Source organism: Vibrio sp. 1-2 (7-a) (assembly GCF_013048515.1).
GTDB lineage: Bacteria > Pseudomonadota > Gammaproteobacteria > Enterobacterales > Vibrionaceae > Vibrio > Vibrio diabolicus.
This window is the reverse complement of record NZ_VHSQ01000017.1, coordinates 58,501-81,208: the sequence shown is the minus strand read 5'-3', so window position 1 is coordinate 81,208 and position 22,708 is coordinate 58,501. Positions and strand designations below refer to the sequence as shown.

The window sequence follows — 22,708 nt, the reverse complement described above, 5'->3', positions numbered from 1 at the left end:
GCTTGGCGACCATAGCGTTTTGGACCCACCTGATTTCCATGCCGAACTCAGAAGTGAAACGAAATAGCGCCGATGGTAGTGTGGGGCTTCCCCATGTGAGAGTAGGACATCGCCAGGCTTTAAATTTGAAAAAGCCCACTCGAAAGAGTGGGCTTTTTTACGTTTCTGGGTTTTGAAAATTACCTAAGCACTCAGAACTCAAAACGTCTATCGTTAAGGTGTAATGTATTTACTCTCTGCCACTTTCCAAAAAGCCTTCACTAATGGATTCTCTAACTGATTTTTGTTGCAGCAGACACCAAGTTCAAAAGGCTTAATTGGCAACACTTTTAAGCGATTTATCTTCTCTCTCACCGGGCTATTGTTGATCACGACATCAGGTGCGATACCTACACCGCATCCTAGTGCAACCATACTTACGATGGCTTCATGCCCTGACGTTTGCGCGTAGATATTCGGCTTTATTTTCATTTGTTTGAGCCAAGTATTGGCTCTATCTCTTGCTGTCCCTGCTTCTGGGAGAATGAATGGAATGACTGACCAGTTTGGTCTTTCTTTTTGTAGCTCCTCCGCAAATGAACTCACGCCGACAGGAGCGATGACAGAAAGCGGTATTTCACTGATCGTTTCAAATGCGATTTTGCTTGGCATCTGCTCAGATTTGGCTGAGATGGCAATATCGGCTTCATCTGCTAGAATTTTGTCGATCGCTTGAGCTGGATCGCCGGTTGATAGCTTAAATTCGATAAAAGGATGCTGCAGACGAAAATCAGAGATTAACTCTGGCAGGTGGCTGTAGCTTGCAGTAACCGAACAAAAGAGACGGATTTCTCCTTTCAACTCGTCCTCTGCTCCCTTTAGGTGACTTTGGTACTGCTGCCATTCGCCAAGAATTTTTAAGGCGACAGGAACCAGTTTTTTGCCTTGGCTCGTTAAATCAACACTGCGATTGTCCCGCAAAAATAATTGTTGGCCAGTTTCTTCCTCTAGCTTTTGTACTTGTCTGCTCAAGGCTGAAGGACTCACATGCATCGCTGCTGCGGTCTTAGCGAAACTTTTACTCTCACACAGATGAATAAAAAGTTGCAGGCTTTTGATATTCATTAAATCTTCATTTCCATGTTGCACAAATTGCAATAACTAATTGTGAATATATCACTTTAAGCAATTTAATGTCTGTTTTAGTATGAAGTTATTCGGTAAGGCAATTACCGACCTCAATGGAAGAATCTTAAAGGAGCACCCAGATGGCTAATTATTTCAATACCTTAAACTTGCGCGAGCAGTTGGACCAATTAGGTCGTTGTCGCTTTATGGACCGTAGCGAATTTGCTTCAGAAGCGGATTACTTAAAAGGCAAGAAAGTGGTCATCGTAGGTTGTGGTGCTCAAGGTCTTAACCAAGGTCTGAATATGCGTGACTCTGGTCTAGACGTTGCTTATGCGCTTCGCCAAGCAGCGATTGATGAGCAACGCCAGTCATTCAAAAACGCAAAAGACAACGGTTTTGAGGTAGGTAGCTACGAAACGCTAATTCCACAAGCTGACTTAGTAGTAAACCTTACTCCTGATAAGCAGCACACAAACGTTGTTGAGACGGTAATGCCGCTAATGAAAGAAGGCGCAGCGCTAGGTTACTCACACGGCTTCAACGTTGTTGAAGAGGGCATGCAAATCCGTAAAGACCTAACAGTAGTAATGGTTGCACCTAAGTGCCCGGGCACGGAAGTTCGTGAAGAGTACAAGCGTGGTTTCGGTGTTCCAACTCTTATCGCTGTTCACCCAGAGAACGACCCAAAAGGTGAAGGTTGGGATATCGCGAAAGCTTGGGCTGCAGCAACAGGTGGTCACCGTGCAGGCTGTCTAGAGTCTTCTTTTGTTGCTGAGGTGAAATCTGACCTAATGGGTGAGCAAACTATCCTTTGTGGCATGTTGCAGGCTGGCTCTATCGTATGTTACGAGAAGATGATTGCTGATGGTATCGATCCTGGCTACGCAGGCAAGCTTCTTCAATACGGTTGGGAAACCATCACTGAAGCACTGAAGTTTGGTGGTATCACTCACATGATGGATCGCCTAACGAACCCTGCAAAAGTGAAAGCATTTGAACTTTCTGAAGAGCTAAAAGAGCTGATGCGTCCGCTATACAACAAGCACATGGATGACATTATCACAGGTCACTTCTCTAGCACTATGATGGCTGACTGGGCAAACGACGATGCGAACCTACTAGGCTGGCGTGCAGAAACGGGTGAAACTGCTTTCGAAAACTACCCAGAAACTGACGTAGAAATCTCTGAGCAAGAGTACTTCGATAACGGTATCCTGATGGTTGCTATGGTTCGTGCGGGTGTTGAGCTAGCATTCGAAGCAATGACGGCATCTGGCATCATCGATGAGTCTGCTTACTACGAGTCTCTACACGAGCTGCCACTTATCGCAAACACTATCGCACGTAAGCGTTTATACGAGATGAACGTGGTTATCTCTGATACGGCTGAATATGGTAACTACCTATTTGCTAATGTAGCAACGCCGCTACTGCGTGAAAAATTCATGCCTTCTGTTAGTACAGACGTCATTGGTAAAGGTCTAGGTGAAACGTCTAACCAAGTGGATAACGCGACTCTTATCGCTGTGAATGAAACAATCCGCAACCACCCTGTAGAATACATCGGTGAAGAACTACGTGGTTATATGACAGATATGAAGCGCATCGCGGTTGGTGGCTAATTTTCTTTGCTGCAAAGCGGAGAAAATATTAAATGAACTCCAGGCAGACTGGAGTGGTAAATACAAAATAAAACACAACATCTAATCAAAAGGCTTGGTCGCCGTTGACCAAGCCTTTTTGTTTTTAGCCGATTTATCTGCGCGCCGATAAGAAAAACGCTCCTTTGTGAGGAGCGTTTTAACACTTATTTTTCTGCAAGCTTCTCTTCAAGCTCCGCCAATTTCTGTTCCATTTCTGTCAGCTTTTGACGCGTGCGCAGCAAAACTTGAGTCTGAACATCAAACTCTTCGCGGCTTACGACATCTAACTTATTCAGTTGGCCTTGGATTACTTGGCGAACCTTCTGATCAACATCAGAGCCTAACTCTTTTACAGGTTGAGGCATTGAGTCGTGAATCTGTTTAGCAATTTGCTCTAATTTCTTTGGGTCAAACATAGTGGCTAAAACTCCTTTTGATTTGTCCTCATTTTAAGTAAATGATACGTGAAAGTCGCCATTTAGATGGCAAAAAAGAGAGCGGCAATAAAAAAGGTCACCGAAGTGACCTTTTTGAATGCCTTAAAAGCTTATCTGTTATCCGCTAATTCACGGTGGGCTGCTTTCGCTTCATCAACTCGTGCTAACTTCTCCAAGTCTTTGTCTTCAACAAATACTGGCAGTGGTTTGTGTTTTTCAGCTAAGTAGCTGTAAATCACAGGTAGTACGAATAGTGTGAACAATGTACCGATTGCAAGGCCAGCAACGATGACGATACCGATACTGAAACGTTGCGCGGCACCTGCACCGGTAGCGTACATCAGCGGGATCAGACCTGCGATCATTGCTGCGGTTGTCATTAGGATAGGGCGAAGACGTACTTTCGCAGCCTCCATCACCGCATCAATACGAGACAGTTTATTATGTAACTGCTCTTCTTTGGCTACTTCACAGATCAAGATACCGTGCTTGGTGATCAGGCCGACCAGCGTGATCAAACCAACCTGCGAGTAGATGTTCATTGAGGCAGTACCCCACGCCAACGCGATCAAGGCACCACATATTGCTAGCGGTACAGATACCATGATGACAATAGGGTCGCGGAGTGATTCAAATTGAATCGCCAGAACGAGGAAGATGATCGCAAGTGCAAGACCAAAGGTTGCATACAAGGCACTACCTTCCGTTACAAACTGACGAGATTCGCCCATGTAATCGTGGTTATAGCCTGCAGGCAGTTTGGTTTGTGCGATGTCTTCAAACCAGTTAATTGCATCACCCATAGCAACGTTAGGCGATGGCACCGCACCTACCGTCGCGGAGTTTAACTGGTTGAAGTGTGGCAAAGAGCGAGGCTCTGCAATCACATCAATCGTAATCAAGCTGCTTAGTGGGACGGCTTTACCATCAACAGAACGCACATAGTAGTTCTTCATCGACTCTGGGTTTAGACGCCATTTACGTTCAACTTGAGGAATCACTTCATATGAGCGGCCGTTAAGGTCGATACGGTTAACGTAACCATCAGCCATCATGGTGCTGAGAGTGATACCAATATCTTGCATGGTCACACCGTAGGCACCGGCTTTGTCTTTGTCGATCTTAATCTTCATAGTTGCTGAATCGTAGTTCAGGTCTAGATCGGAATAGACAAACATTGGACTACTTGCAACATCGGTCAGGATATCGCTAGCGATAGTAAACAAGCTTTCGAAGCTATTTGGTGTCGTAATTACAAACTGGACAGGTAGGCCTGAGCCCGCACCAGGCAGTTCTGGCATTTGGAACGCAGTGACAGACATACCTGGGACACTTGAAACTAGGCCTCCCACACGTTTTGTTATTTCAGATTGACTTGCTTCTCGTTCACTCCATGGCTTCAATGTTGCTAGACCAAACGCTTGGTTTGAGTTCGGCACACCGTTAAATACCTGAGCGTATTCTACTTCTGGCTGATCAGAGAGAATCTTATTCACGTCATCCATGGTGTTTTGGATGTAGTCCAAGTTCGCGTTTGATGGTGCGGTACCCATCAGAACAACTACACCTTTATCTTCGGACGGCGCCAGCTCACTAGGAATAAACTTAAATAGAATCGGTAAGCTCGCAAATACAATTATCGCAAATGCAATTACAACAGGACGGTGAGCCATGACTGCTGTAAGCATTTTCTCATAGCGATTAGTCATGCCATCAAGGATATGATGAACTTTTTGCTCAAACTTGCTCGGTTTTTCATTCGCCTTCAGCATCTTTGAACACATCATAGGTGATAGCGTTAAAGCGATGATACCGGACACAAATACCGAACCTGCTAGCGTTAAAGCGAACTCTTTGAACAACGAGCCTGTAATACCGCCCATCAACGCGATTGGTGCGTATACCGCACCTAGCGTTAATGTCATCGCAATAACTGGCACTGCAATTTCACGCGTACCAATGATTGCTGCACGGAATGGTGACTCGCCTTCTTTGATATGACGATCCACGTTTTCTAGTACCACGATCGCGTCATCCACCACCAGACCGATGGCAAGTACCATCGCCAGTAGTGTCATCAAGTTCCAAGAGAAGCCCATTGCCTGCATAACCATCGCTACACCAATCAAAGAGAGTGGAATAGTGACGATAGGAATGATGACCGCACGGAACGAACCTAGGAACAGTGTGATCACTACAAGTACGATAATTGCCGCTTCAAGAATCGTTTTCACTACTTCGTGAATTGACTCGTTGATCGCAATGGTAGAGTCGTACATCACGTTCATTTTGATGTTACTTGGTAAGTTGCGCTCAAGTTGAGGTAATAATTCAAGTACATCAGCAGCGATGTTGATTGGGTTGGCACTTGGCGCGGCGTTGATTGCAGCAACCACGGCTTCTTGGCCGTTTGCACTTGCACGGTAAACGTCGTGGCTCTTCTCAAGTGTTACCTTCGCGATATCACCTAAGCGAATAACGTCCCCTTCACCCGTTTTTACGACCAACGCTTCAAGTTCAGCAACGTTTGATACCTGAGTATCCGCGCTACCGTTATAAAGCACGAACTCACCCGTCGCTTGACCCGTCGCAGATTGGTAGTTGTTGGCGTTAAGAACGCTCATCACATCCGTTGCAGTCAACTTTAATGCGCCCATTTTGGCTGGATCTAGCCATACGCGCAGCGCGTATTTCATACCACCGTAAAGGTCAACTTTTGATACACCATTTACAGTGAATAGCTGTGGGTTGATTACACGCTCAAGGTAGTCGGTGATCTGGCTGGAAGACAACTCGTCACTGGTAAAACCAATATACAATACCGCGGTAGTAGAACCGGTCGACATCGTTACGGTCGGGTCTTCGGCTTCTTTTGGAAGCTGGGAACGTACCGAGTTAGTTTTCGCTAAGATGTCAGCCAATGCCGCGTTTGGGTCAGTATTCAACTTCATGTTGACAGTAATGGTTGATTTACCTAACACCGATTGCGAGGTCATATAATCAATATTATCGGCTTGCGCCACCGCTTGCTCCAATGGCTGAGTAATAAAGCCCTGGATCAAGTTGGCACTTGCACCGTAGTAACTGGTGGTCACGGTGACCACTGTATTCGTCATTTCAGGGTATTCACGAACTTGCATTTTGAACACGGCTTGCAAACCAAGCAATGCAATCAAAAAACTGATCGATACCGCTAAAACTGGACGTTTTATAAAAACATCTGTAAAGCGCATGATGCCTCCAACTTAAAGCATTGGTGTTTCAGCAGGTGGGGTAGTTGCATCGCTTTCGACAATGCTTACTTTTGCGTGGTTACTTAAACGGACTTGACCCGATGTCACCACTACATCACCTGGCTTCACGCCTTCTAGAATGTGTGCGATATCTTTAGAGCGTTCGCCAACTTTTACCACATGCTGCTTAACGCGTTTCTCGCCATCTTCTTCCGTTACGATGTAAACATTGTCGCCGTATAGCGTAAACGTGATCGCAGTTTGAGGCAGAGTGACCTGATTTTCTAATTTAGGCAGAATGATGTTTGCACGTGCGAACATACCACTACGCAGTTTGCCATCACTGTTAGGGATATCTGCTTGAACCTGAATCAAGCCACTTTGTACGTTAACCGCAGGCTCAATTGCAGAAATTGAACCTTTGAAAGGCTGATCTGGGTAGGCATCCACGAAGATATCCACTTCTTGGTCGATATTGATACGTGAAATATCGGTTTGCGGCACGGTAAAGCGTAAGCGCATCACGCTGGTGTCTTCCAGGCGAACAATATCGGTACCCGCTTGTAGGTACTGACCTAGGTACACGTTACGAATACCTACTACACCATCAAATGGCGCTTTGATTTCGCGTCGGTCGATGGTCGCTTTCAAGCTTTCAATGTCCGCTTTTAAGGAGAAGTAGTTCGCTTCTGCTTCGTCATACGCTTCTTTAGAAATAGAGCCTTTTTTAAATAGCCCTTGGTAGCGTTTGTATTTCGCTTCTGCTGCTGGCAACTTGGCTTGCGAGCTCTTTAAATTCGCTTTCTCAACGTCAGAGTCAAGCAGTACTAATGGTTGACCTGCTTTGACTTGAGTGCCGGAATCAAATGCGATTTTGTCGATAACACCACTGGTTTCGTTTGCGACCGTCACACCTTGGTTTGGTTCGATAAAACCGATAGCCTCGATCACTGGTACCCAATCAACCGCTTGTACTTCCGTCACCGTTACTGGGAACTCAGGTTCAGGACGGTTTGCCATGTATTCAGCAATCTTTTGTTGCTTAAATAAATTGAAACCTATCACGCTGCCGAACAAGAGAACGGCGATAAGTAACATAAAGAAAGTCCACTTTTTCATTCTATTAAGAACTCCAAGTTAGTGTTTAATAATTGCATCCCAACTGGCTTCAATAGCAGCTTCTAATGCCGCCTTATCCAGTTGATAAAATCCCAAAGCGTGTTTCCTAGCAAGTGCAACACTTGCCTCAAAACTCAACCCAGAAAGCACTTCGTTATCGAGAGGCTTGAATACGCCCTCTTCTTTCCCCTGATTAAAAAGAAGATCTACTTGGGCAAACATTTGTCTTTCAAGTTCCCGAGCTTTGCTACTATTTGAACAGGGTAGAGACTCATATTGAACTCGATTGCTGAGCGCATTTAAATTCGAGCTCGCTAGATTCCAAATATTGAGCCACATGGTTCGATATCGCTGTTTTAAAGGCATCTCTTCACTCACGCCCAGTTGCACAGCCGTAGCGACGCGCTTTGCAACGTTAAGGCGTAACTCCTCCAAAAGATGTTCTTTATCTGAGAAATAACGATAAATCGTTCCTGCTGCGACACCTGCTTCATTGGCGAGCTTTTGCATGGAAAGCCCTTGAAAGCCCGATTCAGCAATGAGTTGCTCTGCAGCGACTAAGATTTGTTCTCGCTTATCTACAGCAGGGTTATCCTTCATAATCCTACCACTAGTGAATGAACGTTCATTCATTATAGCTCAAATACCCGCCTTTTATGCAACAGAATGTTGCGCTTGTTGGTATGAAAATTACAAGAAATCAGCGTAGCTTTCACGAGGCCACCCCTTTATCATAGGCGCCACATTTATCACCCGCAGAGAATTTCTATGAAGCTGAACCCTAGTCAAGATGAAGCCGTGAAATACGTGTCTGGCCCATGCCTAGTGCTAGCTGGTGCTGGCTCGGGCAAAACTCGTGTTATTACCAATAAAATCGCTTATCTGGTTCAGCAATGTGGCTACAAAGCGCGTAATATTGCAGCGGTGACGTTTACCAACAAAGCGGCGCGTGAAATGAAAGAACGTGTCGGCCAAACGTTGGGGAAAGCTGAGTCTAAAGGTTTGATGGTATCAACGTTCCACACCTTGGGATTAAACATCATCAAACGCGAATACAAGCATTTAGGATTGAAAGCGGGCTTTTCACTGTTTGATGACCAAGACCAACTGGCGCTACTCAAGGAACTTACCGAAAAGCAGCTTGATGGTGATAAAGACCTGCTACGTCAGCTTCTGAGTTGTATTTCCAATTGGAAAAACGACATGTTGACGCCAGAGCAAGCCAAAGCGCGTGCGCAAGGTGAGCAGCAACAATTGTTTGCGTTCTGCTTTGATATGTACCAAAAGCAAATGAAAGCCTATAACGCGCTCGATTTTGATGACCTAATTTTGATGCCCGTCTTACTCTTGCGCAATCATGAAGACGTTCGTCAACGTTGGCAGAACCGTATCCGCTATCTGTTGGTCGATGAGTACCAAGATACCAACACGAGCCAATATGAGTTGGTGAAATTAATCGTCGGTGAACGTGGGCGATTGACGGTCGTAGGAGATGATGACCAGTCCATTTATTCATGGCGTGGTGCGAAGCCTCAGAACCTAGTCTTGCTGGGTGAAGATTACCCGAATTTGCGATTGATTAAGTTGGAGCAAAACTACCGCTCTACGAGTCGAATCCTGCGTGCGGCCAACATTTTGATAGCCAACAACCCTCACGTCTATGAGAAGTCCTTATTTTCAGAAATTCCTGACGGTGAAAAACTCAAAGTGTTGTTGGCTAAAAATGAAGAGCACGAGGCTGAGCGTGTCACGGGGGAGTTGATTGCACACAAATTCTTGAATCGAACCGACTATCGTGATTACGCAATTTTGTACCGTGGTAACCACCAATCGCGCTTAATTGAAAAGTCTCTGATGCAAAACCGTGTGCCTTATAAAATTTCTGGCGGCACCTCGTTTTTTGCACGAGCAGAAATTAAAGACATCATGGCGTATTTGCGCGTTTTGGTTAACCCAGATGACGACAATGCATTCTTACGCATTGTGAATACACCACGACGTGAAATTGGCCCAGTAACGTTAGAAAAGCTAGGCAGTTATGCCAATATGCGTGGGAAGAGCCTGTTTGAGTCGAGTTTTGAAATGGGGCTCGAACAGCACTTAACGGGACGCGGTCTGGAAAACTTACGTCGTTTCACCCAATGGTTAGTGGCGATTGCTGACCAAGCTGAGCGTGGTGATACCGTCGAAGCGGTTCGCTCCTTGGTTCGCGATATCCATTACGAAGATTGGTTATACGAAACTTCAGCAAGCCCGAAAGCCGCTGAAATGCGAATGAAGAACGTTTCTGATCTTTACTCCTGGATAGTGGCGGATCTAGAAGGTGACAACTACGATCAAGAAGAGAAAACGTTAAAAGAAGTCGTTCAGCGTTTGACCTTGCGTGACATGATGGAGCGCGGTGAAGAAGATGAAGACAGTGATGCAGTACAACTGATGACGCTGCACGCATCAAAAGGCCTTGAGTTCCCATATGTATACCTAATTGGGTCTGAAGAAGGTATTTTACCGCACCAAACCAGTATTGATGAAGACAACGTCGAAGAAGAGCGTCGTCTGATGTATGTTGGCATTACCCGAGCGCAGCGTGAACTGACTTTCACTATGTGCAAAGAGCGTCGACAGTTCGGCGAGTTGATAAAACCGACTCAAAGCCGATTTTTGGATGAGTTGCCATTTGATGACGTTGAATGGGAAGTGAATAAAAAGCCAGTATCAGCAGAAGAGCGTATGGCGAAAGGTCAGGCACACATTGCCAATATTCGAGCAATGTTTAAGAAGTAGAGTAACCTTGTGCTCACTGACTAAAAACAAAAAGGCTTGCCAGTTGGCAAGCCTTTTTCATTGATGTCTTTACTTATAGACCTTCAATCATGTGGTCGATTGCTGCGATGATTTCATCGTCAGAACAGTCCATACAGGTTCCTTTGGCAGGCATCGCATTGAAGCCTTCTAACGCGTGCTTCACTAACGTCTCTTTACCTTGTGCAATACGCGGTGCCCAGTCATCGGCATTACCTGTTTTAGGTGCGCCGTTTACGCCAGATGCGTGACAAGCAATACAAAAAGTACCATAAACTGTGGCGCCATCACGTGGACCGGTTGGTTCTTCTTTCACTGGCTCAGAACCCGCTAGATAAACATCACCGACAGGTTGGATGCGTTCTGCGATCGCATCGTATTCAGTTTGGCTGATGTCAGAAGCTAAAGCTGCCGTAGAAAACGTTAAGGCAGCGAACAAAACGCTAATCATTTGTCGAGACATATCCATTAAACCCACTTCACATTCCCGAGGTAAGTGACTTACCTATTTATATAGTTAGAGTATTAATGCCGAGCAGAGAAATCACTAAATTCCACTGAATGGCATAGAATGATTAGACAACTTGGTTGCAGCTGTTAAATCAATGTAAATAATGGGTGATTATATCCCGATAACTTGTTGCAATAAACAACAAGTTATCCATGACAGGGCGTGAATCACATCAAAAATTCAGTTTAAAGGAAGATAACTGTCGAAAAAGAGACCAAACGATAAAAAAAGTAAAAAAAGTACTAGACGGCATAGTGTGATATCCGTATTATTCCACTCCGCCGATAGGGCATGCGCCCGTAGCTCAGTTGGATAGAGCGTTGGCCTCCGGAGCCAAAGGTCGAAGGTTCGAATCCTTTCGGGCGTACCATTGCCTCGGAGGATACATCGGTAAAAATCAGTGGTGGCTATAGCTCAGTTGGTAGAGCCCCGGATTGTGATTCCGGTTGTCGCGAGTTCAAGTCTCGTTAGCCACCCCATTCTTTCTTTTTTAGATTGAATGCGGTAGCATTGCTTCCAATCTTGATTAAATCAAGATAAAACATCGTCGGTGAATAGCGCAGTTTGGTAGCGCATCTGGTTTGGGACCAGAGGGTCGGGGGTTCGAATCCCTCTTCACCGACCACTATTTAGTTTATGGCTGAGATAGCGGTAAACATGACAATTTGATGGTGGCTATAGCTCAGTTGGTAGAGCCCCGGATTGTGATTCCGGTTGTCGCGAGTTCAAGTCTCGTTAGCCACCCCATTCTTTATTTAAAGAATACATGCTCGGTGAATAGCGCAGTTTGGTAGCGCATCTGGTTTGGGACCAGAGGGTCGGGGGTTCGAATCCCTCTTCACCGACCACTATTAGAAAGCCTGCTTTTTAGCAGGCTTTCGTCGTTTTAGAGTTTATTACATCGCTTGGGCGACTATTAGTCGACAGTATTTCAAAGGATTTGAACCCAAGTGGGGTTCGCCTGAAGTTAGAATTCGGCTCTTCACCGACCGCTATTTAGAGCCCCAGTCGAAAGACTGGGGCTTTTTTGCATCAACCCTCTTAAAAGCATCTGCATTCGATTTCAATTTCACCAAAAGTGTACAGCTCTAGGGGCTTTTGAGCACCTATGATCCAAATGCTTTTCGAGCGGACAAAATAAACCCCAGAACGACGTCTGGGGTTTTGTGTTTTTCTAATCCGCTACTTTTATTGGGCGAGTGTTTTAAGGATTTCTCTCAGCTCTACCGTTTCTTGGATTTCAAAATTTGGCGTTATATCTGTTGAGTTACTTGCGCCTGTCGCATTTACCCACACACTCAAAATGCCCATATTGTTAGCGCCTGCTATATCTGCTGGTAAAGAGTCGCCAATGTGCAGGGCTTCTTCTGGTTTTACTTCGACCAAGTCGAGCGCTTTTTGGAAAATGCTCGCAGCGGGCTTCTCTTCAGGCTCTTCTCCCCCCACAATAATATGGTCCACCCAGTCGCTCATCTGTGTCGCGCTGAGTTTAGGGTGTTGAGAAAAAATCGGGCCGTTAGTGATCACGACGAGTTTATAATGCTGACGAAGGTCGCTGAGCATTTCTTTTACACCAGGGAAGAAAGTGAACGCGCCCATACGTGCAGAGTCAAAGTAGTCTTGAGCTTGTTGAGCCTCTTCGGCATTAATGCTGACTCCGTGCTCCGCCAATATGTTTTGGATCAGGCCACAACGGAACGCGTTTTCATCAGGTAGCAGAGCCACAAGGTGAGGGAATTCCGCATTCAGCTTCTTGTACACACCCTGTAAGTAGCGCTGTAAGAAAGCTTGTGGTTCGGTAACTTGCGGGTAGGTCTTATGAATCCAAGTCGTAAACTTTTGTCCTGCAACTTTATCGGCTTGTGACGTCGCACATAAAGTCTCGTCCATATCAAAAAAAATCGCTTTAAGCACAGGGGCTCCTTTCATTTACAGCTTGGCTCTAACATTGATTATCTATTATCCCACTCTCAATTGTGCCGTAAAGGGTTAAAACCGACGTGTTTCACCTACAATGGGAGAGTGATGGTAACCGCACTTTCTTTTGTTTAGTCAACAAACCGCTTAAGCGGCGCATAATCGTCGTCGACAGAGGATTTGTGTGGTTTTGCTGTTGTGTTCACGTTTTAGCCTATCCTTTCTCTTTCTAAGTTTGGCTTTTTATATTTGCCGACTATTTTATTAATAGTTTTTTATGTTGAAAAATTGCTTTTCGCATACGATATTGTTTGTTAAATGTTAATAATCACGCGTGAATAGTATGGCTAATGGTCCTGGTTGGCTCGTGCTTGTTTTTAGAGCATTTTTCTAGTTTTATTGGTGCATGGCGCCCAAAAATAGTGTGATATGAAAATGGTTAAATACTTGTTAATGCATTTTTATTCGCTCATTGTGCGTTTATTTAATGTTTTCTCGGCGGAATATACTTTAATTGTTGCTTTTTTGTGTGATTTTTGCCAAATTGTTTCCGCATTAAGATTTCAGAGTATTATTCTGAATTTGAACGGATTCATTCAGGTGATGAATGGTGCCTTTGGCGCGATTCGATACCACAGACAAGGCAGTAGAGGTCTGAAATGTCACTATTAGAAGTGAAAAACCTTCGTATTGAATACCCATCCCGACACGGCGTTCACGCTGCCGTGAAGTCACTTTCTTTTCATATTGAACGTGGTGAAATCGTGGGTGTTGTTGGCGAATCAGGTGCGGGTAAATCCACCGTTGGTAACGCCGTTATTGATTTGCTTAGCCCTCCAGGTCGCGTTGCTAGCGGCGATGTTTTCTTGGATGGAGAAAAAATTTCTGGTTTATCACCAGAAGCGATGCGTAAGGTTCGCGGATCGAAGATTGGTTTTATTTTCCAAGATCCAATGACCTCACTTAACCCACTTTTTACGGTTGAGCAGCAGCTGAAAGAGACGATCCACGCCAACATGAAAGTCTCTGATGAAGAGGCGTATCAGCGTGCGCTTTCTCTAATGCAGCAAGTTGGCATCCCGCAGCCAGAAAACCGCTTAAAACAATACCCACACCAATTCTCTGGTGGTATGCGTCAGCGTGTCGTCATTGCGATTGCTTTGGCTGGTGAGCCAGATCTGATCATTGCGGACGAACCAACTACGGCACTGGACGTATCAATCCAAGACCAAATCCTCAACTTGATCCGAGAATTGTGTATCAAGAATAATGTCGGCTGTATGCTGGTCACTCACGATATGGGTGTGGTCTCCAACGTCACTGACCGCGTCGCGGTAATGTATCGTGGTGACTTGGTGGAGTTTGGACCAACAGCCAAAGTGTTGGGCGATCCTGATCACTCCTATACTCGCAGCCTAATTTCAGCCGTTCCACGTTCAGACAGAAAGCTCGATCGCTTCCCTTTGGTCAGCTACATCGAAGAAGCGGCAGAAATGGAGCCACTCGACATCAAGAATCACTGGCTAGGACAAAGCCAGGATGAGCGCGAGTACACAGGCCCGCTTTTGGACGTGAAGAACGTTAATCTGCGCTTTGTCACCAAAGACTCTTTATTTGAAAGCCGTCGCGAATACGTGCAGGCATCCAATAATGTGAGCTTTGAAGTGCATGAAGGCGAAACCTTTGGTTTGGTGGGTGAGTCTGGCTCTGGTAAATCAACCATTGCGCGAGTTATTGCTGGTTTATACCAACCTAACTCTGGTCAGGTGAAGTTTGAGGGTATTGACCTGACAGCTTTAACCTCTGAGAAAGAACGCCGCCCAATGCGTCGTCAGATGCAGATGGTGTTCCAAAACCCGTATACCTCAATGAACCCTCGTATGAAGGTATTCGATATTATTGCTGAGCCAATCCGTTTTCATAAACTGACGAAAAACGAGTCGGAAACTCGCCAAATCGTGAATGACCTTCTCGATCATGTTGGTTTGGGTCGCATGGCTGGGCTTAAGTACCCTCATGAATTCTCCGGTGGTCAGCGTCAGCGTATTTCTATTGCGCGTGCGTTGGCGACTCGTCCTCGACTTTTGATTTGTGATGAACCGACATCGGCACTGGACGTATCGGTACAGGCACAAATTTTAAACTTGCTGAAAGATCTGCAAAGTGAGCTGAACTTGACTATGTTGTTTATCAGCCACGATTTACCTGTTATTCGCCAGATGTGTGACCGAGTAGGTGTGATGCAAATGGGTACACTGTTAGAAGTGGCACCAACAGAACAGTTATTTACGGCACCCCAACACGAATACAGCAAAAAATTGATTTCTCTGATGCCTGAATTTACAGGCTTGCGAGAAGAGATCGAGACGGCATAAACCAAGCCCCTCGCTTGGCTAACCTTTAGTCATAACAAAGACGCAAACACAACAACAAGGGATCCGTATCCCCGCATGAAGGAGTTATGCAAATGAAAACCATGAAAAGCAAATTAGCAGTGGCGCTAATGGCGGCGGGCCTAAGCTTTAATGCACTGGCAGCAGATATCAAAGTTGGCTACGCAGCTGACCCAGTATCGCTTGACCCACATGAGCAGCTATCAGGTGGCACACTGCAAATGTCACACATGGTATTTGATCCGTTAGTTCGCTTTACTCAAAAAATGGATTTCGAACCTCGTCTAGCAGAGAGCTGGGAGCGCATTAACGACACTACCGTTCGTTTTAAATTGCGTGAAGGTGTGAAATTCCACTCTGGTAATATCCTAACGGCTGACGACGTTGTATGGACGTTTGAGCGTCTACAAAGTTCTCCTGATTTTAAAAACATTTTCGACCCGTACGAGAAAATCGTCAAAGTGGACGACAACACGTTCGATCTTGTAACCAAAGGTCCTTACCCACTAGTGCTGCAAACTGCAACGTACATTTTCCCTATGGACAGCAAGTTCTACACGGGTAAAACAGCAGACGGCAAAGACAAGTCTGAGCTAGTGAAGCACGGTAACTCATTTGCATCGACTAACGTATCTGGCACGGGTCCATTCATTGTGACTTCTCGTGAACAGGGCGTAAAAGTGGAATTTGAACGCTTTAAAGATTACTGGGACAAAGAGTCGAAAGGTAACGTTGATAAGCTAACGCTTGTACCAATCAAAGAAGACGCGACTCGTGTAGCTGCGCTACTTTCTGGCGGCGTTGACATGATTCACCCGGTAGCACCAAACGATCACAAACGAGTGAAAGACGCAGACGGCATCGATCTAGTCACGCTACCAGGTACTCGTATCATCACGTTCCAACTAAACCAAAACAGCAACGAAGCACTGAAAGATGTTCGCGTTCGCCAAGCGATTGTTCACGCAATCAACAACGAAGGCATCGTGAAGAAAATCATGAAAGGCTTCGCGACAGCAGCTGGTCAGCAGAGTCCAACTGGTTACGTTGGTCACGATGACAAGCTAGTACCTCGCTACGATCTGAAGAAAGCAAAACAACTGATGAAAGAAGCGGGTTATGAGAACGGCCTGACGCTAACTATGATTGCGCCAAACAACCGCTACGTAAACGATGCGAAAGTAGCGCAAGCGGCAGCGGCAATGTTGTCTAAGATTGGCATCAAGGTTGATCTGAAAACTATGCCAAAAGCGCAATACTGGCCTGAGTTTGATAAGTGTGCGGCAGACATGCTGATGATCGGTTGGCACTCGGATACAGAGGACTCGGCAAACTTCAACGAGTTCCTAACTATGACTCGTAACGAAGAAACTGGTCGTGGTCAGTACAACTGTGGTCACTACTCAAACCCAGAAATGGACAAAGTGGTTGAAGCTGCAAACGTAGAGACGGACCCTGCGAAACGTGCAGCAATGCTGAAAGGTGTCGAAGCGACGCTATACAACGATGCTGCATTTGTACCGCTACACTGGCAAAGTGAAGCGTGGGGTGCGAAGTCTAACGTGAAAGCCGCAGACATCGTGAACCCAATGGTAATGCCTTACTTTGGCGACCTAGTTGTCGAGTAATCATACTTAGTCATGACAGAGAGGGGCGCCAGTCCTTCTCTGTTTTCGACACTTAGCTCGGTTTTATTTCAGTCGGATTGAGCCAGTTTTACAGACTGAATTTTCTCTCTAAGTTTAGAGATCTATGGATAGTTAAGGGGCAAGGAATGTTTTCGTTTCTGGTCAAGCGCCTGTTTCAGGCACTGATAGTGATGTTTGTGATCAGTTTGGTGGCGTTTGCCATTCAGGACAACCTGGGTGATCCGCTGCGTGAGCTTGTAGGTCAGTCGGTTTCGGAGTCGGAGCGCCAAGCGCTACGCGACGAATTGGGCCTGAACGATCCCTTTATCACAAAGTACACGCGCTTTGTGGGTAATGCACTGCAAGGTGATTTGGGTACATCATACTTTTTCAAGCGACCTGCGGTTGAGGTGATCCTCGATAAGCTGGTGGCAACATTAGAGCTCGTGTTTGGCGCGACGCTCATCATTATCGTTTTTTCTATACCACTCGGGGTGTATTCCGCGATTCACCCGAAGAGTGTCTTTACCAAATTTGTTATGGCGATGAGTAGTGTCGGCATCTCGATTCCGGTGTTCCTAACCGCAATCATGCTGATGTACGTCTTCTCCATCGAACTCGGCTGGCTGCCTTCCTACGGGCGAGGTGAAACCGCGAACGTGCTCGGTTGGGAATCTGGCTTCTTTACCATCGATGGTATTAAGCACCTTATCCTGCCGTGTATTGCGCTAGCGTCTATCATGCTGCCGTTGTTCATCCGTCTGGTACGTTCAGAAATGCTGGAAGTACTGAGCTCGGAATACATTAAGTTCGCCAAAGCAAAAGGTTTGAACTTACAAAAAATTTACTACCAACATGCACTTAAGAACACCATGCTGCCAGTACTGACGGTAGGTGGCGTGCAGATTGGTACCATGGTGGCTTACACCATCCTAACCGAAACCGTATTCCAGTGGCCGGGTACAGGCTTTCTTTTCCTAGAAGCAATCAACCGTGTCGACACACCGTTGATCACAGCTTACGTTATCTTTGTTGGTCTGATTTTCGTGGTAACCAATACCATCGTTGATTTGCTGTACGGCATCATCAACCCAACTGTGAACTTAACTGGAAAAGGAGCTTAATCATGAGCCAATCAAATGTAACACCAGCTCCTGAAGCCGCTCCATCTGCATGGCAGCGTTTTAAAGAGTCGGACTTTTTGTATTACTTCAAGCGCGACAAAGTGGCGATGGCAAGTTTTACGGTCTTTGTGATGTTCTTAGTGTTGGCATTAGCTGCGCCAATTCTAGCTCCGACTGACCCGTATGATCTGACGTCTATTGATATCATGGATTCAGAGCTACCACCGTCTTGGATGGAAGAGGGCGATGAGCGTTTTGTTCTTGGTACTGATGAGCAAGGCCGTGATATTTTATCGACCATTCTTTATGGTTCTCGTCTGTCTTTGACGATCGGCTTTTTAGCCGTCGGTCTTCAGTTGATTCTGGGTATCATCATTGGTTTGTCGGCGGGTTACTTCGGTGGTCGTATCGATAGCTTCTTGATGCGTTTTGCAGACGTACAGTTGTCATTCTCGACCATGATGGTCGCGATCATCGTGTCAGCTATCTTCAAAGCCAGCTTTGGCAGTGATTTTTACAGCCAATACGCGGTGGTGATGCTGGTGGTGATCATCGGTGTGGCTGAATGGCCGCAATACGCACGTACCATTCGTGCTTCAGTACTGGCTGAGAAGAAGAAAGAATACGTAGAAGCGGCGCGTGTGATGGGCTTTAAAGCGCCACGAATCATGTTCCGTCACATTCTGCCGAACTGTCTATCGCCAATCTTGGTTATCTCGACGGTACAGGTAGCGAACGCGATCATGTCGGAAGCGGCGCTGTCATTCCTAGGTTTGGGTCTGCCAGTCGATCAACCGTCTCTGGGTGCGCTAATCAGCATCGGCTTTAACTACATCTTCTCAGGTGCGTGGTGGATTACTGCCTTCCCTGGCATCGTGTTGGTTACACTGGTTCTGGTTATCAACTTATTGGGTGACTGGTTACGAGATGTATTCAACCCGAAACTGTACAAAGGTTAAGAATTTTCCCGCCAAGCGTTGTAAATTCGCTTAATTCCTTCCTAAACTGAGAGCCGGATGCAAATTCCGGCTCTTTTTTTGCTAGTTATTCTTTGTTCACATTTTTTTGGCGCTTTGCCGCCATAATGACCTTACCCACTAATTTAGAGTGAAGTGTATGGAAATGAAGAAGGCACAACACCCATCTCGTATCTTCCGAGCAAGCCTAGCTTTCGGCTTGCTGCTGGTATGCGCCCAGTTTTCTAGCCCAGTATCGGCAGAGGAGTTCCTTTGCCAAGCTACTCAAGCCAGCGAGAAAGAACTGCCGATGCTTGAGAAAACGTGCCCAATTGGTAACGGAGTATGGGGAAAGAAAGTGCCGCAAGGAGGCAACTACCTCTACTGGATTCAATGCGGATTACTACCAAAGCCAATGTCACTCGCGAAAGCAAAGCCGCTTTACAGCAAGATTACGACCGACGTGTGGATGAAGCCGGAGTCCCAAGGTTATCGCTGTTTGATTGGGCCTTACAAAGATCTGTCTGATGCGAGGGGGGATTTGCGAGGAGTCAAAACCTTGTCGAATTACAAAGAGGCGTTCATCCGCGTGGTTGGAAAAGAGAATAAACAGTCTACGACACCATCTAAACCCGCTGTGCCGTCGAAATCAGCCGCATCTTCGGTTAAGCCAACACCGACGGTGACCCCGAAACCCGCGCCAGGTCCTGCCGTGCGAGCTGATACCGACGCCTTTACAGCGCCGGCAGAGAAGCCTAAGACCAAGGCAAAAAATACACGTGATAACTCTTCCTCCAAGCCTGTTGCTAAGACCAAAGCGAAGCCAGTTGTGAGCGGGAATGATGACATTGAAGTTCGGTTGAGAACCTCCTTACAAGGCAAAACGTACGTGGTGCCGTACTTACTCGACCACCACAATCAGTTTTACATGGAATACGGCAAGCCGTGGAATCGTCTCAACTACGAAAACTCGCAAAAAGTATGTCAGCAACTGGGTATGAGCTTAGCCAGCCCTGCAGAATTCAAAGTGTTGAGGGCGTCTGGTGTGATGGAAAAAAATCAATGGCCACTGCAACTGCCGTATTGGGGCAAAGATAAGAAAGGTTTGTTCGCAGATCGTGAGCCAAACCAGCTCACCGGAACCTCATTATTGAACGTAGTGTGCGTGAAATAACGACTCAAATATTGCGGTCAAAAAGATAGAAGAAAGCCCCGAGTTCGGGGCTTTTTTGCGGTCTCAAATATTATCGCTATTTGAGTGGCGTTTCTTTGTGACAGTTAGAGCAGATATACACTTCTTTGATGCCGACCAAGCGTTCCCAAAGCGTTCTGCGTCTTCTACGCAAATGCACGCTATCACAGCAAGGGTTAACGATGGTTGCTTTAGTCATCATCGCCAGGCTCCAAAATCGGGAGCGAACTCGCGATGCTCGTCATGGCTTCTTTGTTGTGAGAGTACAGACCATATTCCGGCGCGGATTCATGACCGTTTTGCTCTTTACTCCAACGAATACCGATGTAGAAGTCACCAAAATCACGGTTGATGTAACGATGACGAGTTTTGTAATCTGACTCTGAGCCTGTTTCTTTTAGAATCAGCAGCTCACGGCCTTCATCATTCTGGATTTCCCAATTACCTGGAGTTTGGAATCCTGTTGGCATGAACGACGTGTAGTTGTAAGTATCAGCGTCGTACTCGTACGTACCTGACGAGTATTTCAGGACTTTGTCGTCACCCGAGCCTTTACTTTCTACCATCAAGTCATGCTCTACCGTGCCGTGTTTGATGTGTTCTGCAACCGAAAGTGATTCTGCAAATGGTGTATTGCTTGAATCCATCCAGAACAGCTCATCATCTGAGATTTTAACGATCATCTGAGTGCCGTTATGCTCGGTTGTGTGCTGGTACAGCATTTCATACTCTTCGCCGTAGCTGTTGTATAGCTTGCCGTCTTTCAGCTCGACGTCTTCACAGTCTTTATTGTGGTATTCCGCGTAACCAGTTTGTTGGTCCAGATCGGCAAGAATAGCGTAGGCATCGTGTTCCCATGTGTTTTCTAGGAAGTCGCTGATGCTCGCTTTGTACTCTTGATTCATCTCATCATGGTTTGAGCCCCAGCAGAATAGTAGGCCTTCAGAGTCTTGCATCAACATGGCATAGCCAATTTCACCGTCTTTTTGTGCAAAGCTACCCATTTTCCACTCTTGGCCGTTGAAGTGCTCTTGAGTGAAGCCCAAAGTCGGCACTACTGGTGGTGGCGTGACGCCTTCGATAACCGTTGGCATGCTGAGCGCAATCTGTACCGCGGTATGGCCATCTGTTGCGCTAATCGCAAGTGCTGCACCAGCTTCGCTCGCTTTTGTCGGTGTGCCTTTAATGGTGACAATCGCATTACCATCCTCAGATACTGTTAGACCTTCAATGTCCACATAGTCCGCTGAGTAGTCGGTGATATGACCGTCTTTATCTTGGAACAAGCTAGAAATATCGAGCGTTTGTTCAAATACTTCACCTTGTTGTAGGTACCAACCATCAACGATGGACTGTAGATGCGCTTGTTCTGTTTCCACAACCGTTGGTGGTAAGTTTGCCGATTCGATTTCGAACTTAAATACGGTGCTTACCGTACCCAAAACCTTACCTGAAGAATCAATGTCTTGCGCCGTTAGGACTATCTCAAAATCACCAGCTTTTTCTACGATAGCAGTCGGATATAGAACAATCAGATTGCCAGTTTGCGCAACTTCAATGCCTGTGCCTGCTAAGTTGTGCGTCAGTTTGGTTGTCACAAGGTTTTGGTCTTTGTCTGTGAACAGACCTTCGATGTTTAGTTCAACGCCATCAAAGCCTGCGCCTTGTACGATTTTTGGTAATTTGCCAAGCTTATCTTTAGCAGCCTCTTCGACGGTTTCGTTTACGGTTAGCTTGTTATTGATTGCCGTTTCAGGTGCTAAGTTGTCGCTATTTGGGGTCGCGTCAGTGATGATTGGGCGTAGGCTTGCATCATTGATGTTTTCGCCGGATGCGATAAGACGATCGACTTCTTGGTTTGCCGCTTGAGCAAATTCAGTGGCCTTTTTCTCGTAGTTAGCTGGGTTTTGCGCTTTTGAGTCAGTCAGAATCTGAGCGGTTTTATGTAGTTCGGCGTTTTTTGTCGCACCTTCAACAAAATCACTGTACAGATCAATTGGTGCTTCTTCTGAGCCTCCTAGCGCTTGGTTTACCTTGGCTTTTGCGTCCTCTTCACTAATGGATGGATCTTTTGCCATTTCAATCGCAACAAGGTCTGTGATAGGTGAAATCACGTTTGACGATGTTGGTGCACGGAACACGATTTCGTGGGCCATGGCTTGGCCTGGATGATCCATATCAACCGTGTATTTGCCAGCGTACTCTTTAGCATCCAAAGCGATAAGCTGTTTCTGCTTTGCACCGTTTGGCGTAATGGTTTGCAGTGCTAGAGTGTTTTCTGGTTTTGCATCCAATTTAAGCTGACCTTTCTCATCGGTCAGACCAAGGAATGTTTCTTGAGTGTCCCATTGGCCGTTGTTGTTCGTATCTTCAAAAACAACTGCATGTTTGAAGTAGCCGTCAAAGCCTGTGATCACAACACCGTTGTTAGCGCTGCTTGAACCACCATCTGAACCGCCACAGCCAGTAAGAGCGATAGCCACTGACGCTGCTAATAAACTCACCTTATTCATTATTCATTTGTCCTTGTTTCGTTTCCGAATGAGAAAGTCGCTTTTTTATTGTTTTTATCTTTCAATCTCACTAGTGAGATTGAAGAGAGTGGTGTCTTTTTAATGACTATTGAGCCTAGGTTCAAGACAC

General features: G+C 46.0%; 16 protein-coding genes, 5 tRNA genes and 1 rRNA gene. 13 read left to right on the top strand and 9 right to left on the bottom strand.

The genetic code is table 11. From position 1 onward, the window contains the following. Position 1 precedes the first annotated feature (1 nt). A 5S ribosomal RNA gene (gene rrf / locus FKN08_RS22510) occupies positions 2-118 on the top strand. A gap of 95 nt (positions 119-213) precedes the next feature. On the opposite strand, the gene ilvY is transcribed toward rrf, so the two are convergent. Next, a complete protein-coding gene (gene ilvY / locus FKN08_RS22505) occupies positions 214-1,104 on the bottom strand; it encodes an HTH-type transcriptional activator IlvY (RefSeq protein WP_104971105.1) in 891 nt (296 codons plus the stop codon). Between the two features lie 143 nt (positions 1,105-1,247). Here ilvY and ilvC point away from each other — a divergent pair, with 143 nt between their 5' ends. Then, complete coding sequence (ilvC, locus tag FKN08_RS22500) at positions 1,248-2,732, top strand: ketol-acid reductoisomerase (protein WP_012841252.1); 1,485 nt, start codon at positions 1,248-1,250, stop codon at positions 2,730-2,732. A 185-nt stretch (positions 2,733-2,917) separates the two neighbouring features. Here the strand turns inward: ilvC and FKN08_RS22495 are convergent, their stop codons facing one another. The 4 genes from FKN08_RS22495 to FKN08_RS22480 form a co-directional block, all read right to left on the bottom strand. Next, positions 2,918-3,169 (bottom strand): accessory factor UbiK family protein, encoded by a 252-nt coding sequence (locus FKN08_RS22495; RefSeq protein ID WP_005398178.1) that lies wholly within the window; start codon positions 3,167-3,169, stop codon positions 2,918-2,920. Positions 3,170-3,300: 131 nt separating this feature from the next. Further along, entirely contained in the window at positions 3,301-6,423 is a 3,123-nt protein-coding gene (gene vmeD / locus FKN08_RS22490) for a multidrug efflux RND transporter permease subunit VmeD (RefSeq protein ID WP_048624578.1), read from the bottom strand. A gap of 12 nt (positions 6,424-6,435) precedes the next feature. Then, complete coding sequence (gene vmeC, locus FKN08_RS22485; protein ID WP_005398173.1) at positions 6,436-7,542, bottom strand: multidrug efflux RND transporter periplasmic adaptor subunit VmeC; 1,107 nt, start codon at positions 7,540-7,542, stop codon at positions 6,436-6,438. Positions 7,543-7,560: 18 nt separating this feature from the next. Continuing rightward, complete coding sequence (locus FKN08_RS22480) at positions 7,561-8,142, bottom strand: TetR/AcrR family transcriptional regulator (RefSeq protein WP_005398171.1); 582 nt, start codon at positions 8,140-8,142, stop codon at positions 7,561-7,563. 168 nt (positions 8,143-8,310) lie between these two features. Here FKN08_RS22480 and rep point away from each other — a divergent pair, with 168 nt between their 5' ends. Beyond that, the gene (gene rep, locus FKN08_RS22475) at positions 8,311-10,326 is read left to right on the top strand and encodes a DNA helicase Rep (protein ID WP_005398170.1); all 2,016 of its coding nucleotides are present in this window, start codon (positions 8,311-8,313) and stop codon (positions 10,324-10,326) included. Between the two features lie 73 nt (positions 10,327-10,399). On the opposite strand, the gene FKN08_RS22470 is transcribed toward rep, so the two are convergent. After that, positions 10,400-10,813, bottom strand: a complete 414-nt coding sequence (locus FKN08_RS22470; protein ID WP_012841248.1) for a cytochrome c5 family protein — start codon at positions 10,811-10,813, stop codon at positions 10,400-10,402. A 335-nt stretch (positions 10,814-11,148) separates the two neighbouring features. On the opposite strand from FKN08_RS22470, the gene FKN08_RS22465 reads away from it, so the two are divergent. From FKN08_RS22465 to FKN08_RS22445, 5 genes are all read left to right on the top strand, one after another. Then, positions 11,149-11,225, top strand: a tRNA-Arg gene (locus FKN08_RS22465). Positions 11,226-11,258: 33 nt separating this feature from the next. Beyond that, a tRNA-His gene (locus tag FKN08_RS22460) sits at positions 11,259-11,334 on the top strand. A gap of 69 nt (positions 11,335-11,403) precedes the next feature. Next, positions 11,404-11,480: transfer RNA gene (locus FKN08_RS22455), tRNA-Pro, on the top strand. Between the two features lie 46 nt (positions 11,481-11,526). Continuing rightward, positions 11,527-11,602, top strand: a tRNA-His gene (locus FKN08_RS22450). A gap of 24 nt (positions 11,603-11,626) precedes the next feature. Next, positions 11,627-11,703: transfer RNA gene (locus FKN08_RS22445), tRNA-Pro, on the top strand. A gap of 340 nt (positions 11,704-12,043) precedes the next feature. On the opposite strand, the gene FKN08_RS22440 is transcribed toward FKN08_RS22445, so the two are convergent. After that, positions 12,044-12,769, bottom strand: a complete 726-nt coding sequence (locus FKN08_RS22440; RefSeq protein WP_005394354.1) for an HAD family hydrolase — start codon at positions 12,767-12,769, stop codon at positions 12,044-12,046. A gap of 662 nt (positions 12,770-13,431) precedes the next feature. On the opposite strand from FKN08_RS22440, the gene FKN08_RS22435 reads away from it, so the two are divergent. From FKN08_RS22435 to FKN08_RS22415, 5 genes are all read left to right on the top strand, one after another. After that, entirely contained in the window at positions 13,432-15,147 is a 1,716-nt protein-coding gene (locus tag FKN08_RS22435) for an ABC transporter ATP-binding protein (protein WP_005379108.1), read from the top strand. A 92-nt stretch (positions 15,148-15,239) separates the two neighbouring features. Then, complete coding sequence (locus FKN08_RS22430) at positions 15,240-16,793, top strand: ABC transporter substrate-binding protein (RefSeq protein WP_170892885.1); 1,554 nt, start codon at positions 15,240-15,242, stop codon at positions 16,791-16,793. A 146-nt stretch (positions 16,794-16,939) separates the two neighbouring features. Next, entirely contained in the window at positions 16,940-17,917 is a 978-nt protein-coding gene (locus FKN08_RS22425; RefSeq protein WP_031780394.1) for an ABC transporter permease, read from the top strand. Positions 17,918-17,919: 2 nt separating this feature from the next. Continuing rightward, a complete protein-coding gene (locus FKN08_RS22420; protein ID WP_047009356.1) occupies positions 17,920-18,876 on the top strand; it encodes an ABC transporter permease in 957 nt (318 codons plus the stop codon). A 157-nt stretch (positions 18,877-19,033) separates the two neighbouring features. Beyond that, positions 19,034-20,047 (top strand): SPOR domain-containing protein, encoded by a 1,014-nt coding sequence (locus FKN08_RS22415; protein WP_047009357.1) that lies wholly within the window; start codon positions 19,034-19,036, stop codon positions 20,045-20,047. A gap of 76 nt (positions 20,048-20,123) precedes the next feature. Here FKN08_RS22415 and FKN08_RS22410 read toward each other — a convergent pair whose 3' ends face one another. Beyond that, the gene (locus tag FKN08_RS22410) at positions 20,124-20,267 is read right to left on the bottom strand and encodes a hypothetical protein (RefSeq protein ID WP_012841245.1); all 144 of its coding nucleotides are present in this window, start codon (positions 20,265-20,267) and stop codon (positions 20,124-20,126) included. Further along, a complete protein-coding gene (locus FKN08_RS22405) occupies positions 20,257-22,578 on the bottom strand; it encodes an acid phosphatase (RefSeq protein WP_170892884.1) in 2,322 nt (773 codons plus the stop codon). The genes FKN08_RS22410 and FKN08_RS22405 overlap by 11 nt, the downstream gene beginning before the upstream one ends. Positions 22,579-22,708 lie beyond the last annotated feature (130 nt).

Bases quoted from the DNA above. Each gene is read 5' to 3' on its own strand.
- ilvY (WP_104971105.1), bottom strand. From the start codon at position 1,104: ATGAATATCAAAAGCCTGCAACTTTTTATTCATCTGTGTGAGAGTAAA.
- ilvC (WP_012841252.1), top strand. From the start codon at position 1,248: ATGGCTAATTATTTCAATACCTTAAACTTGCGCGAGCAGTTGGACCAA.
- FKN08_RS22495 (WP_005398178.1), bottom strand. From the start codon at position 3,169: ATGTTTGACCCAAAGAAATTAGAGCAAATTGCTAAACAGATTCACGAC.
- vmeD (WP_048624578.1), bottom strand. From the start codon at position 6,423: ATGCGCTTTACAGATGTTTTTATAAAACGTCCAGTTTTAGCGGTATCG.
- vmeC (WP_005398173.1), bottom strand. From the start codon at position 7,542: ATGAAAAAGTGGACTTTCTTTATGTTACTTATCGCCGTTCTCTTGTTC.
- FKN08_RS22480 (WP_005398171.1), bottom strand. From the start codon at position 8,142: ATGAAGGATAACCCTGCTGTAGATAAGCGAGAACAAATCTTAGTCGCT.
- rep (WP_005398170.1), top strand. From the start codon at position 8,311: ATGAAGCTGAACCCTAGTCAAGATGAAGCCGTGAAATACGTGTCTGGC.
- FKN08_RS22470 (WP_012841248.1), bottom strand. From the start codon at position 10,813: ATGGATATGTCTCGACAAATGATTAGCGTTTTGTTCGCTGCCTTAACG.
- FKN08_RS22435 (WP_005379108.1), top strand. From the start codon at position 13,432: ATGTCACTATTAGAAGTGAAAAACCTTCGTATTGAATACCCATCCCGA.
- FKN08_RS22430 (WP_170892885.1), top strand. From the start codon at position 15,240: ATGAAAACCATGAAAAGCAAATTAGCAGTGGCGCTAATGGCGGCGGGC.
- FKN08_RS22425 (WP_031780394.1), top strand. From the start codon at position 16,940: ATGTTTTCGTTTCTGGTCAAGCGCCTGTTTCAGGCACTGATAGTGATG.
- FKN08_RS22420 (WP_047009356.1), top strand. From the start codon at position 17,920: ATGAGCCAATCAAATGTAACACCAGCTCCTGAAGCCGCTCCATCTGCA.
- FKN08_RS22415 (WP_047009357.1), top strand. From the start codon at position 19,034: ATGGAAATGAAGAAGGCACAACACCCATCTCGTATCTTCCGAGCAAGC.
- FKN08_RS22410 (WP_012841245.1), bottom strand. From the start codon at position 20,267: ATGATGACTAAAGCAACCATCGTTAACCCTTGCTGTGATAGCGTGCAT.
- FKN08_RS22405 (WP_170892884.1), bottom strand. From the start codon at position 22,578: ATGAATAAGGTGAGTTTATTAGCAGCGTCAGTGGCTATCGCTCTTACT.